At 65.1% G+C, this 14,133-nt stretch carries 6 protein-coding genes; 5 read left to right on the forward strand and 1 reads right to left on the reverse strand.

Features of this window, described 5'->3' with window-relative positions; translation table 11 throughout:
* The first annotated feature begins 320 nt into the window (after window positions 1-320).
* The 4 genes from PV734_RS29565 to PV734_RS29580 all read left to right on the forward strand — a co-directional run bounded on the left by PV734_RS29565 (window position 321) and on the right by PV734_RS29580 (window position 10,842).
* Window positions 321-1,847 carry a hypothetical protein gene (locus tag PV734_RS29565; protein WP_319292718.1) on the forward strand — a complete coding sequence of 509 codons (1,527 nt, stop codon included), beginning with the start codon at window positions 321-323 and terminating at the stop codon, window positions 1,845-1,847.
* Complete coding sequence (locus PV734_RS29570) at window positions 1,738-4,005, forward strand: LamG domain-containing protein (protein WP_319292719.1); 2,268 nt, start codon at window positions 1,738-1,740, stop codon at window positions 4,003-4,005. Before PV734_RS29565 ends, PV734_RS29570 begins: the two co-directional genes overlap by 110 nt.
* Before the next feature lie 92 nt (window positions 4,006-4,097).
* Window positions 4,098-10,445, forward strand: a complete 6,348-nt coding sequence (locus tag PV734_RS29575; protein ID WP_319292721.1) for an RHS repeat-associated core domain-containing protein — start codon at window positions 4,098-4,100, stop codon at window positions 10,443-10,445.
* 34 nt (window positions 10,446-10,479) lie between these two features.
* Window positions 10,480-10,842 (forward strand): hypothetical protein, encoded by a 363-nt coding sequence (locus tag PV734_RS29580; RefSeq protein WP_319097080.1) that lies wholly within the window; start codon window positions 10,480-10,482, stop codon window positions 10,840-10,842.
* A gap of 78 nt (window positions 10,843-10,920) precedes the next feature.
* Here the strand turns inward: PV734_RS29580 and PV734_RS29585 are convergent, their stop codons facing one another.
* Entirely contained in the window at window positions 10,921-12,477 is a 1,557-nt protein-coding gene (locus PV734_RS29585) for an FAD-binding oxidoreductase (RefSeq protein ID WP_319097081.1), read from the reverse strand.
* A 418-nt stretch (window positions 12,478-12,895) separates the two neighbouring features.
* On the opposite strand from PV734_RS29585, the gene pstS reads away from it, so the two are divergent.
* Window positions 12,896-14,020, forward strand: a complete 1,125-nt coding sequence (gene pstS / locus PV734_RS29590; RefSeq protein ID WP_319097082.1) for a phosphate ABC transporter substrate-binding protein PstS — start codon at window positions 12,896-12,898, stop codon at window positions 14,018-14,020.
* The last annotated feature ends 113 nt before the right edge of the window (window positions 14,021-14,133 follow it).

Raw genomic sequence — 14,133 nt, forward strand, 5'->3', positions numbered from 1 at the left:
TTGGTATGGCCATCTTGGGGCTCTGTTGCCCCTGGTGGAGGGGGTGCGTCCCTCCTGGTTCCGCCTGCGGGCCCTGTCTGTCTCCTGGGCCCTATGCGGCCTTCAAGATGCTCCGGACTTGCGGGTGTGGTGGGTTGGCGATGCTCACGGCGACGCCAACCCTTCATTTGTGACGTGAATCACCTGAGGTGATCCCCGGTTTAGGTCGGTAGAGCGGGTTTGTATCGGCTTGGTGTACTGGACGTGCTCATGGCAGCTTCGTAGATTTCCGTGGCGTTCGCGACGTACGGGGCGCACGGGGACACGGGGGAGGAAGAGCCATGGGGAGACGTCTGTGCAATCGTCTGGCGTTGCGCGGTTTCGGGGGTGTGCTGAGTTCGCTGCTTGTCGCTGGGCTAATGACATCGTTGCCCGTGGTGAACGCATCGTCGGCGTCGGCAACACCTCGGTCGGCTGCTGGCGACTCGCCTGACGAAGCCGGGACCGAGAACGCAGCGTTAGCCGAGGCCAAGCGAACCGGCAAGGATGTAGAGGTCACCGCTCTGCGGAGCGAGACCGGCGAGGTTTACGCGAAACCCAGCGGTGTGTTGGAAGCGGCGGAGCATCTGCGTCCGGTGCGTACACGTCTCGACGGTGCTTGGAAGGACATCGACCTCTCGTTGCGGAAGCAGGCGGACGGGACGGTCGCCCCAGTGGCGGCTTCGGTGGAGATCTCCTTTTCAGGTGGGGGCGAGCAGCCGCTGATCACACTGGAAAAGGCAGGTCGCGAACTGTCCCTGTCCTGGCCAACCGTGCTACCGGCACCCGTACTCGATGGGCCTACGGCCACATACTCCTCCGTTTTGCCGGATGTGGATCTTCAGGTGCGTGCCGACATCGATGGTGTCTCACAGCTGTTGATCGTCAAGTCCGCGAAGGCGGCCGCGAATCCGAAGCTGGACGAGCTGCGGTTGAAGATGGATGCCCAGGGCATGGCGGTGAGTGAGACGGCGGACGGCGGTCTGGCCGCGACCGACTCCGGTGCGGGTGGTGAGGTGTTTGAGGCGCCTCAGCCGCTCATGTGGGATTCGAGTACTGCCGATCAGCCGGTCGCGTCGGTCCCTCGGAAGACCGCCCTGAGTAGCGTCGCGACGGACGCAGAAGCGTTGCCAGGCCCCGGGGAGTCGGTGCAGGTGGCCCCGATCGAGGTTGAGGTTGCCGCAGGCGGGGACGAGTTGGTGCTCACTCCGGACCAGGAACTGCTTGAGGATGCGACCTACCCGGTCTACATAGATCCGCAGTGGTACACGCCGAAGGCGGGCAACTGGACGATGGTGTCCCGCTACTGGGCCTCCTCGCCTCAGTGGCGCTTCAACGGCGACGCGGAAGCGGGCATGGGTTATTGCGTCGGCGACGCGAGATGCGCTCCCGAAGATGTCAAACGACTGTTCTATGCCATTCCCACGTCGAGGTTTGCGGGCAAAAAGATTCTGTCGGCCGAGTTCATCGTCAAGGAGACCCACTCCTACAGCTGTGAGAAGACGGACGTGCAGTTGTACCGGACCAAGGGCATATCCAAGTCGACCACGTGGAACTCGCAGTCGGCGGACGGCTATTGGATTGATCTGTTGCAGACGCGCAGTGAGGCGAAGGGCTGGAGCGACGGATGTGACGAGGTACTGGTTCGGGATCAATACGGACCCGACGAACGCGCACACGCTGACCACGTCCGGCGGCGGCGCGAAGACGATCAAGTTCATGCCGACGAAGTCCGGCGTCAATTTCATCACTGCTCAGGCTTTCGACGCCGCAGGAAACAACAGTTCCAAGGCCACCTACTACTTTCGGGTACGGTCCGGGCAGCCTGACCGCGCAACGTGGGACTTGGATGAAGGCACCGGGGCGGGTGCGGTGAGCGGACAGGGCAGCGAATGGCCAGCTGTTCTCTCCGTCACCGGGACAGTTGTTGGTGGTGAGGGGATTTCGGGCACGGGATTGCATCTGGATGGAGCCTCGGGCGAGGCGGCGACTGTGTCGCCCGTGGTCAACACGGCGAAGAGCTTCTCAGTGTCGTTGTGGGCCAAGCTTCCGGGGGCCGACCCGGGCGGGGCGAGGGTGGCTATTGCTCAGGCGGGCCATCATACGAGCGGCTTTGAGATCTACTACTCCTCGGCCCTCGGAGGCTGGGCCTTCCTTCGCCACTCTGCAGACGTGTCGAGCGGGGCCGCCGTGGCGCGTGCCACTCAGCCGGCCTGTGGGACAGGGGATTCAGCCTGTACGGCGGCTCGACTCGGGCAGTGGACGCATCTGGTCGGTGTATTCGACAACACTGCTGGCCAACTGCGTCTGTACGTCAACGGGAAACTCGTCGCCACGACGGCGTTCACCGGCGCCTGGGACTCGCGCGCCGGGCTGCACCTGGGGGCCAACGCCCTGAACGGAACCGCAGGTTACTTCTTCGCAGGTGACTTGGACGAGGCCCAACTGTTCGACTACCAGCTGACAGATGCTCAGGTGGCTACGCTGCATGACAAGAAGCCGGTTGAGAATGCGGGGCGACCGGCCAAGGCTGTTTGGTCGCTGGACGAGGTGTCCCCCGCGAACACGGTCAGCGGGCGGGCGCAGAAGATAAGCGCTTCGCTCCACGGGGGCACGGCGTTGGGCGGGGCGGGCGTGGATGGCGGTGCAGTGAACCTGAACGGCACAGACGGTTATGCGGTAACCGGCCAGCCGTTGCTGGACACCTACCAGAGTTTCGCTGTGTCGTTGTGGGCGCGGCTGCCCAAGGACAAGGAAGCCCGGGCGATGGTCGCCGCCTCCCAGGGAAGCGACAACCAGCGGGGCTTCGAGCTCTACCACTCCTCGGCGTTGGGAGGCTGGGTATTCCAGCGGGCAGTCGCTGACACCACGGACGCCTCGGTGGTCCGAGCCACGTACGCCGCCTGCTCCGCCAACACCAACTGTTCGGCAGGGCAGCTGGGGGAGTGGGCGCACGTCGTCGGTGTCTACGACATCGATGCCGCGCAGATGCGCTTGTACGTCAACGGAGTTCTGCGCGCAACGCAGCCCTTCACCTCGACGTGGATGGCGCGCGGGCCGGTCGCCCTGGGTGCCGCCGCGTACCCCAACGGTATTGGTGGGTTTCTCAAGGGGGACCTGGACGATGTCCGGATGTACGACCGGGTGATCTCCGATGACGAAGTCCGGGCGCTCTTCAAGCAACACCCGGTGGTAAAAGGTCGGTGGAATTTTGAGTCCGCTTCCGGTTCTCCGGCGACCTCACCGGACTCCTCGGCGCAGAACCGACCGGTCACCTTCTACAACGGGGCGAAGACGGGCGAGGCCTGGGTGGACTCGGGCGCGCTCGTCCTCGACGGAGACAACGACTACGCGGCCACCGGTTCCGTTCCGATCGACACGAGCCAGAGCTTCACAGTGACGGCCTGGGCGCTGGCCCCGTCCGGCCGGCCTCAGGAGGCCGGCGTCGTGCTCAGCCAGGCGGGCGCAGTGAACAGTGCCTTCACTGTCGGCTATGAACCGGGCCCGGACGACGGCGACCCGTCGACACCGATCACCACCGGACGCTGGCGGATCAACATGCCTGACGCCGATACGACCTCGGCTGGTGAAGCCACGGTGACCAGCACGCTCCTCGACGAATACAGCGCGAACGGCTGGAACCACCTGGCCCTGGTATACGACGCGTTCGCCGACCAGGTGAAGCTCTACGTCAACGGCCAACTGGAGCAGTTCGTCTGCGCCGACGACAACGCGGACGGTACCCAGGACGATCCGGCGTGCACGGATCACGTCTCCTGGGCGGACAACACGGTTGGGTTCAACGCGACCAAGACGTTGGAGTTGGGCCGGGCGAAGACGGCAGGTGTGTGGGGGGACAACTGGTCGGGCGCCATTGACGACGTGTGGGCGTTCCAGGGTGCGCTTGACCAGGGGCAGATTCAGCAGTTGGCGAACGGTCTTGCCGACGCTCCGACCACGGTGCCCGGCAGCGGAACCGCAGGTTAATGACGGTGCACGACACACACGGTGGCAGGCAACGGGGAGGGGCAGCGATGAGGCAGTGGCGGAGAAATGCCCGCAGACGCACGGTACTGATTGTGGTGTCTGCGCTGGTGGGTTCCCTCGTCCAAGCGGTGACTGCCCAGTCGGCAGTAGCCGTCGACTCGGGTAATGCGAGTAAGGCGGCTGTCCAGCAAGACAAGCCGATGTCGGGTCACGACGCCAAGGCGAAGCAGCGCAAGCGCTCGATGGCGCCGCTGACGCCGGAGGGCGACCCTGCGGCGGCGTGGCCAACCTCGGGTGAGGCGACGGTGGCCGTGCCCGATGCTCGTACGACGGCCGGGGGCCTGCCTGCCCGTACCCGCGCAGGCAAGCTTCCCATCGCCGTACGAGCGCCGAAGACGTCGACGAGATCCTCCCAGGATGCTGTTGAGGAAGCGCGGGTCCGGGTACTGGACCGCGAGGCGGCACAGCTTGTGGGGGTGGGCGACGGGTTGCTCCTGGCCGTCGACCGTGCCGATGCGGGTACGCGAGCAGGCAAAGTAGGTCTGGAGATCGACTACGCCCGCTTCGCCGAGGCATACGGCGGCGGTTACAGCTCCCGCTTGAACCTTGTGCGACTCCCAACCTGTGCTTTGACCACACCTGATCAGCCGTCCTGTCGTACCGCAGAGCCGCTTGCGGCCGTCAACGACACTGCGCACCGCACCCTGTCGGCAGACACTGTGAGTGTGCCGTCGTCGTCTGCAGACACAGCGACGCTCCTGGCGGTGACCGCAGCGGCCTCGGGCAGCGGGGGTGACTACAAGGCCACCAGCCTTTCGCCGTCGGCTACTTGGCAGACGGGGCTGAGTACCGGCGACTTCTCCTGGTCGTACGACATGGCTGTGCCGGACATCCCCGGCGGCCTTGTGCCCAAGGTCGGTCTGACCTATGCCTCGGGCTCTATCGATGGCAGGACGACCACATCCAACAATCAGGCATCCTGGGCCGGTGATGGATTCGACCTGTGGCCGGGTTTCATCGAGCGCTCCTACAAGCCGTGCGCCGATGACGAGATCACCGTTGACGGCAACAAGCCGGGTGATCTGTGCTGGGGTTACGACAACGCCACGCTCAGCTTCAACGGCAAGGGTGGCGAGCTGATCCAGTCCTCGGACAACAAGTGGCGTCTGAAGAACGACGACGGCACCCGCGTCGAGAAACTGAAAGGTACGACGGCGGATCCACGGAACAATGACGACGATGACCAGGAGTACTGGAAGGTCACTACGACCGACGGTACCCAGTACTTCTTCGGTTACCACAAATTGCCGGGCTGGTCATCGGGAAAGGAGACCACGGACTCCACATGGACGGTGCCGGTCTACGGTGACGATGCCAATGAGCCGTGCCATGCCAGCACTTTCGCGAGCTCCTGGTGCCAGCAGGCCTGGCGGTGGAACCTCGACTACGTCGTCGACACCCACAGCAACGCCATCGCGTACTACTACGACAAAGAGACCAACAACTACGGGCGGGCCTTGAAGGCCGCTGACGACACTCCGTATGATCGCGGTGGCACGCTCGATCGCATCGAGTACGGCCTGCGCAGCGACACGCTCTACTCCGCCAAGGCGCTGGCCAAGGTCGACTTCACCTCCAAGGAACGGTGCATACCGGAGACTGGAGCGACGTGTGGCGCGGACACAATCGACGACAAGTCCTTCTACTGGTACGACACGCCCTGGGACCTGAACTGCAAGACGAGCACAGACTGCACTGGCGAGTATTCGCCGACGTTCTGGACGCGGCAGCGCCTGTCCCAGGTGCAGACACAGACGCTGAAGTCGGACGGTACCTACGCCGACGTCGATTCCTGGGGCCTGACCCAGCGCTGGGGTACGGCCGACATCGACTACTCGCTGCTCCTGGATTCAGTCCAGCACACAGGTAAGTCCGCCACCCCTGCCATCGTGCTGCCGAAGGTCACCTTCGGCTATCACCAGGACGCCAACCGTCTCGACAAGACCGGCGATGGCACGGCGCCGTTCATCAAGCATCGTCTGTCCACTGTCATTGACGAGTCCGGCGGCCAGATAGACATCAACTACTCGGCTGCACCTTGTTCCTGGGACAGTCTGCCGTCTCCTGAGACCAACACCACTCGTTGCTATCCGCTGTACTTCACGGCTTCCGGCGACGCGGACCCGACGCTTCAGTGGTTCAACAAGTACGTGGTGACGTCAGTGACGCAGACCGACCGCACCGGCCAATCACCTGAAACGATTACGCAATATTCGTACCTGGATGGGGCGGCCTGGCACTATAACGACGATGACGGGCTGACAAAGGAGAGGTACAAGACCTGGTCGCAGTGGCGTGGCTACCGGCACGTGCGGGTGCAGACGGGAGGCGCCTCCGGGATGCGCACGCAGTCGGACCACTACTACGTGCGCGGCATGCACGGTGACCGGCTGAACAAGTCTGGTGGTACTAAGATCGTTACGCTGGGAGACGGTGAGGACACCTTGCTGACCGACTCCGAGGCACTCCAGGGCTTCGAGTACCGAACCGAGAACTACTCGGCTCCTGGTGGCACGATCCTCGGGAAGACCATCAACCACGGCTGGTTCCACGAGACGGCCAAACGCTCCCGCACCTGGGGCACCACGACTGCCAACTTCAGCGGAACCGCTTCAACCCGCACCTTCACCTCACTCGACGGCGGCGCAGGCGCCAAATGGCGTGAGACCAGCAGTTACACCACGCACGATGACTCCACCGGCCGTCCTCAGCAGGTCAACGACCTTGGTCAGGTCGACGTCTCCAAGGACAACCGTTGTACGCGAAACACCTATGCGGACAACGCCACCGCGAACCTGTACTCGTTGGTTTCCCGGGTGGAGACGGTTTCCGTCGACTGCGACACCACTCCCAAACGAGCCACTCAGGTCATCTCTGACGTGCGCACCGCCTACGACGGGGCCGACTACAGCGCCCAGCCCAGCAAGGGCGAGGCGCGCTATGTCGCCACGCTGAAGTCCCACAGCGGGACCATGGCCACCTACCTGGAGAAGGGCAGCACCTACGACACCTACGGCCGCACAGTGAGCACGACGGACCTCACCGCGGACGTGACGGCCAATGCTTCCGGCACGCTGTCCCGCACAGCGCGTACCGACAGCCGGAGCACGACCACTGTCTACTCCCCAACTACCGGAATCCCTACCAGCAGCAAGGTCACGAGCCCGCCGGCCAAAACCGGTGACACGTCAACGGCCCAGACGAGCACCAGCACACTCGACCCGGTACGTGGTGTCCGCACGGCGGTCGTGGACACCAACGGCAAACGCACGGATTACACGTACGACGCGCTCGGCCGTTCACTCAAGATCTGGCTGCCCAACCGCTCCAAGACCAACAGCCAGACGCCGAACTACGAGTTCACGTACACCATCGCCGCAGAGGCGGTAGCTGTCGGGACCAAGACCCTGAACAACGACGGTAGCCAGGAGACGGCCTACGACCTGTACGACGGCTTCCTGCGCCCCACCCAGACCCAGGACCCAGGACCGGACGGGGGGCGCCTGATCGCGGACACTTTCTATGACGAACGTGGGCTGACGGCCAAGACCTTCGCCACGTACTACACAATCGGCGTGCCTGTGACAGTCCCATTTGAGCTGGACGACGCGCTCAGCGTGGAGACGCAAACCTGGTATGCCTACGACGGCCTCGGCCGGGAGACACAGCGCAAGGAGGTCGCCGGGAACGGGGACGGTGGCACGCTCCTGTCCACCACGGTCACCACCTACGGCGGTGACCGTGTCACGATCATTCCGCCGAACGGCGCCCCCGCCACCACCACCATCAGCGATGCCCGAGGACAGACACGGGAACTGCGGCAGTACCGGAGTAACGCGCCCACCGGCGCTTACGACGTGACCTCCTACGACTTCACGCCTGCGGGCCAACTGTCCAAAGTATCCGATCCAGTTGGCAACGAGTGGACGTACGAGCACGACCAGCTTGGCCGACCCTTTAGGACCACTGACCCCGACAAGGGCACAGTCGATTCCCACTACGACGACCGGGGGCAGCTGACGTCCGTGACAGACGACCGCGAGGTCACGCTCTCATATACGTACGACGACCTCGGGCGAAAGACCGAGTTGCGAAAGGACAGTGTTACCGGCGCCCTGTTGGCGAAGTGGGTCTACGACACGGTCTCCGGGGCCAAGGGCCAGCTGGGATCGTCGACGCGGTACGACGGCACCAACGAGTACACGACCAATGTCAACGCCTACGACGGCCTGTATCGAGCAACCCGCACCACGTCTGTCATCCCGGCAGCCGAGAAGGAGCTGCAAGGCTCCTATCAGATCAACACGCCGTACAATCTTGACGGCACGTTGATGAGTGCCTCCTACCCTGCGGCGGGTTCACTGCCCGGTGAAGCCCTGGGACGCACCTATGACGCGACTCATCGGCTGATCAAGGTCTCCGGAGCGACCTCTTACCTCACGGACGTCAACTACAGCCATACGGGCAAGCCGTTGCAACTACTGATGGCCGCAACTGGTGGGAAGTACACCAAGGTCTCTAACACCTACGAGTGGGGTACGCAGCGACTGAAGACCTCGCGGGTGGACCGTGAAGATATCGTCGGTGTTGACCGCGGCATAACCTACGGCTACGACGAGGCTGGCAACGTCCTTTCGGTCGCGGACGTCTCCCGCCACGGCACTGACCAACAGTGCTTCGCCTATGACTATTTGCGACGCCTGACCGAGGCATGGGCCCAAGGGGCCACGGGCTGCGTTGAGACTCCGGCGGCCTCGTTGCTGGGCGGTCCGGCCCCGTACTGGAACTCGTATACCTACGACAAGGAGTCAAACGGCGCATCCGTCGGTAACCGGGCCACCGAGGTCGAGCACGATTCGACGGGTGACACGACCAAGGATGTCAGGAGCTCCTACAGATATCCGCCCGCCGGTGCGGTGAAAGCCCACGCGCTTAAGCAAGTTGACACCACCGGCCCCGATGGCGTTACGTCCGAGAACTCCTACACCTACGACGAGATCGGGAACGCCGACACCCGGACTGTCAAGGGCGTCCTTCAGGACCTGGACTGGGACTCTGAGGGCCGCCTGGCCAAGGTCACCGAACCGGACGGCAGCGGCGGTACCAAGACGGCGTCGTACTTGTACGACCCGGAGGGTAACCGGCTGATCCAGCGGACGAACACGGAGACCACGCTCTATCTGGGCAACACCGAGATCGTGCTGCCCAAGGCCGCCACCAAAACCAAGGCGACGCGTTACTACGACCTTGGCAACGGCCTCCAGGCCGTCCGTACCGACGACAATAAGGTCTCCTTCGTCGTCCCAGACCACCAGGGGACCGGCCAACTCGCCGTCGACGCCTCGACGCAGACACTCCAGCAGCGCCGCACCACCCCCTTCGGCGAGGAACGCGACAATGCGACAGTTGCCTGGCCGGGCACGAAGGGATTCGTCGGGGGTACGAATGACACGACGACGGGTCTGACCCACCTCGGGGCCCGCGAGTACGACCAGTCGACGGGACGCTTTCTCTCTCTCGACCCCATCATGGACCTCAAGGATCCGCAGCAGATCAACGGCTACAGCTACAGCAACAACAACCCTGTCACCTACGCCGACCCCACCGGGTTGCGGCTGGCCGAGTGCGTTGGAGGTTGGGACGCGTGTGGTCCGGGACCGTCGAAGCACCGGGGCGCACAAACTGATGATCCCGGCGGCCAGGCCAGCAACAGTAAGAGCGGCGGCAGCGGCGCGGCTTCCGGCGGTAGCAGTCCTCCGATGGACGAGAAGACGTACGACTGGCTGGAGAAGGATCTTCAGTACACAGGCAGCAAGAACTACAGCAAGTTGACCGGTGGGGAGTATCGGAACTGGTTGAATTCTTTGAAGGGCGCGAACCGCGACAGAGCCATCGAGTTCGACATCTGCATGCGGTCTGGCAGCGCGTCCGCGTCGAGTTGCATGCGTACCGCGAAGACCAAAGCGGCCAAAGAGTCGGAGGCCGAGAAAAAAGAAGAGGACGAGGGCGGCCTCAACAAGACGGCCAAGCAGGTCATTGGCTGGAGCACCGCTGGTGGTGCGGCCTGGTTGGGCGTCTGCGAGCTATCAACCCTCGGCGCGGGCACACCTCTCTGCGGGGCCACGACGATCGCCTTCGTCGGCATCGGCGTCGCGGTTGGAGGCGCGATATTGACGTACGACAGTTGCACGACGGGAGACTGGGGAGGTTGCGCCCTCGGTGTCGTCGGTATGAGCACCGGTCTCGGCGGCTTGGTCAGTGCTGGTTCCTTCTCGACAGCTTGGAGCGGCATCAGGTCGGGTTGGAACGCGACGAGCGGGATCCGTTCATCCATCGGCAGCGCGGCGAGGTCGACCTGGGAGGCGGTGAAGTTCTGGTGATGCCACGCTTTTACTTTCCCTGCCCTGGCCATACTTGGAGGAGATCGTGAACCCGCGGACGTTCAAGGGCTTCAATGCCAAGGTCACGCTGTATGACGACCGGGTCGAGATTGAAAGGGACCGGCTTGCCGCGATCGGTGGGGCCAAGGGATCGGTCGTTGCTTTGGTCGATCTCGTCAAGCCGTTGTCCAAGCCGCCCACCGCGTGGCTCAACGGATACGTGTATCTGGCGACGGATGCTGACCCCGCGCACCTGAGCTATTGGGCAGATCCGCCGAAGACGAAGATCGGGGGGCAGCCTCAAGCGATCCTTTTCACCTGGTTCCAGCGCTCGGCTCAGGCGGATTTCCTGGTTGCCCTGGAGACTGCCTGGCGTGCGGTCCGGCCTGAAGGGTGAAGCCGCGGATCGGGTGTCTCCGGTGCGACATTTCTTGAAGAGGATCTTGGGATCCGAGTATGGGGGCGGCGAGGCCGGTTACAGCGCCTGCGGGAATGTGAACATGCGGGTTGGGTCGTACTGGTGCTTCAGCTGCTGGAGGCGGGTCGCCGCGTCGCCGTAGTACGCCTTGCGCCAGTTCGTCAGGGTCGGGTCCGTGTAGTTCTGGTAGGCGGCGCCCGAGGCGTAGGGGGCCATCGCGTGGTGGGCCGAGTTCAGCCAGGTCTGGGCCGTGCTGCCCGTCGTGCCCGCCCGCCACGACACGATGTACTGGGCCAGCATCCTGCTGCGGCGGTGGACGAACGCCGTCGCCGTCGGCGCGACCCGGTTCACCGCGCCGCCGAGTGCCGTGAACGCGATGCTGCCCGCACCGCCCTGGACCGAGGTGATCCTGGAGAGGAGCGTCTGGATCCCGGCGGCGGACAGTGAGCGGTCGAAGAAGTCCGAGCGGGCCGCGTAGGTCTCCCTGCCCAGGGCGCCCTGCGGGGAGCGGCCGGGGGTGCGGCCCGGGAGGTGGCACTGGGCGTCCGTCGCGAAGGACGAGCAGCCCGCGTACACCTCCATCGCCTCCTCGTAGGAGCGGCGCTTGAGGGAGACACTGCTCGCCGGGGAGCCGATTCTGTCCGCCAGGCGGTCCACCGCGTTCTGCAGTTCCGTGTAGGTGCCGAGCGAGAACGCCGAGATCGAGATGGTCGGGGTGCCGCCGGCCGTGTTCGCCACGTGCAGCGACGACCAGATCTCGTCCGGTTGCGTCGGGCCCCACTCCTGCCAGGCTTTCATGACCGCTGCCGCCTTTCGCCACGGCCAGGTCATGTACGCGGCCACCGCCTGCGGTGCGGGGTGGGTGCGGAACTGGAGTTCCGTGACGATGCCGAAGTTGCCGTTGCCCGCGCCTCGCAGGGCCCAGAACAGGTCCTTGTTCGTGGTGGCGTTCGCTGTGAGCTGGCGGCCGTCCGCCGTGATCAGGGTTGCCTGGGTGAGGCTGTCGCAGGTCAGGCCGTACGCCCGGGACACCACGCCGTGGCCGCCGCCCAGGGTCAGGCCCGACACGCCCACCGTCGGACACGAGCCCGCCGGGATCGTGACGCCCTTCGCCGTCAGGGCGCGGTAGACGTCGATCAGTTTCGAGCCCGCTCCCACCACCGCTGTGCCGCCGGACGCGCGGACGCGGTTCAGCTTCGACACGTCGACGATCAGGCGGCCGTTGCCCGAGGACCAGCCGGCGTACGAGTGGCCGCCGTTGCGGATCGCCACGGGGACCGAGTGGGCGCGGGCGTAGGAGAGGACCGTACGGATGTCGTCCGCGTGGGCCACGTACGCCACCGCGGCGGGCTTGAGGCCGTCGAAGCGGGTGTTGTAGAGCTGGCGGGCCGATGCCCACGAGGCGTCCCCGGGGCGGATGAGTGGGCCGTCGAGGTCACGGCCGAGGGCCGTCCAGTTGGCCGGGACCGAGGCGCTCGTCGCCGTGAGGGAGGTCGTTCCGCGGGTTGTCGTGGTGGTCGTGTTCTCCGCGCTCCCCTTCGAGCCCGTGCACGCCGTCGTCGTCATCGCCGCCAGGGCGGCCACGCCGCCTCCCATGAACGTACGCCGCTGCATGGTGCTCCTCGGTGTCACGGTTGTCCCAGTCCCCCGGTTGAGCCCGCGAGGGCTTCCGTTGAACGAGACGAGATCCATGGAACATGGGTTCCCTCGGCGGGCGCGTTCACCGAGAGAGGGGAAGGATGGGTTCCGGATCAGCGCAGCGCTTGTACAGCAGAAGTCGATCGGCCGGGGCCGATCCCCGGGTCGGGACATACACGTGTTCTCCCCGTGAGCATTCCGTGACCTCACCGCACCGACCGCAGGGGTTCACCCGCCGTTCACCCGCGCCCGTAGGTGGCTTCACCTGATCTGCCTACTTTCGGCCTTACCGGTGCTGCGTGTGCCCTCCCGGGCGCCTGGCACCACCCATACTTCGCGACCTCGCACGCCGCCGGATCTCAGGACGGCGGCTCCTGGAAGGAAACACCAGACAGTGAAGCTTCAGCGCATGAACCGGCGGGCCCTCACCCTCGGTGCTCTCGCCGTCTCCGGCGCCCTGGCCCTCACGGCGTGCGGCTCCGACGACACCGGCACTGACACGAAGGCCAGTGGCGGCGCCTCCACCGGCACCAGCTCCATCAAGTGTGACGACGCCAAGGGTCAGCTGCTGGCCGACGGCTCCTCCGCGCAGAAGAACGCGATCGACGCCTGGGTCAAGGCCTTCACGGCCGCCTGCCCCGGCGTCCAGATCAACTACAAGGGCGGCGGCTCGGGCGCCGGCGTCACCGCGTTCACGCAGGGCACCGTCGCCTTCGCCGGTTCCGACTCGGCGCTGAAGCCCGACGAGGTCACGGCCTCGAAGCAGGTCTGCACCGGCGGCACCGGCATCGACCTCCCGACGGTCGGCGGAGCCATCGCGCTCGCCTACAACCTCCCGGGTGTCGACAACCTCGTCCTGGACGCGCCCACCCTCGCGAAGATCTTCGACAGCAAGATCAGCAAGTGGGACGACGCCGCGATCAAGGCGCTGAACCCGACCGCGAAGCTGCCCAGCACCAAGATCCAGGCCTTCCACCGCTCCGAGGACTCCGGCACCACGGACAACCTCACCAAGTACCTGATCGCCACCACCCCCGAGAACTGGAAGTACGAGGGCGGCAAGGCCTGGCAGGCGAAGGGCGGCCAGGCGGCCTCCGGTTCCAGCGGCATCGCGGCGCAGGTCAAGCAGACCGAGGGTGCGATCGGCTACATGGAGCTCTCGTACGCCAAGGAGCTGTCCACGGTCGCCATCAACACCGGCGCCAGCGCCCCGGTCAAGCCGTCCTCCGACTCCGCCACCAAGGCCATCGCGGCCGCCAAGGTCGTCGGCACCGGCAGTGACCTCTCCCTGAAGCTGGACTACACGTCCAAGGCCGAGGGCGCGTACCCGATCACCCTCGTCACGTACGAGATCGCCTGCGACAAGGGCAACAAGGCGGACACCCTGCCCGCCACGAAGGCCTTCCTCCGCTACATCACCAGCGAAGAGGGCCAGGGAATCCTGAGCGGGATCGACTACGCGCCGATCCCCGCCGAGATCATCGCCAAGGTTCGGACCACCGTCGAGAGCCTGGCCTGATCTGAGTGTGCGGTCGGGTTCCACCGCCGGCTTCGGCTGCCGGTGGGACCCGACCGCACCGTCCGGTGCACCGCCGCCAGGAGCCGCATCCCCGGGTGCGGCCCCGCAGACCG

Origin of the sequence: Streptomyces sp. AK08-02 (assembly GCF_033795085.1) — a bacterium.
Taxonomy (GTDB): Bacteria; Actinomycetota; Actinomycetes; order Streptomycetales; family Streptomycetaceae; genus Streptomyces; species Streptomyces echiniscabiei.

What these genes read in the sequence shown, in the direction of transcription:
- PV734_RS29565 (WP_319292718.1), top strand. Translation starts at nt 321, where the DNA reads ATGGGGAGACGTCTGTGCAATCGTCTGGCGTTGCGCGGTTTCGGGGGT.
- PV734_RS29570 (WP_319292719.1), top strand. Translation starts at nt 1,738, where the DNA reads ATGCCGACGAAGTCCGGCGTCAATTTCATCACTGCTCAGGCTTTCGAC.
- PV734_RS29585 (WP_319097081.1), bottom strand. Translation starts at nt 12,477, where the DNA reads ATGCAGCGGCGTACGTTCATGGGAGGCGGCGTGGCCGCCCTGGCGGCG.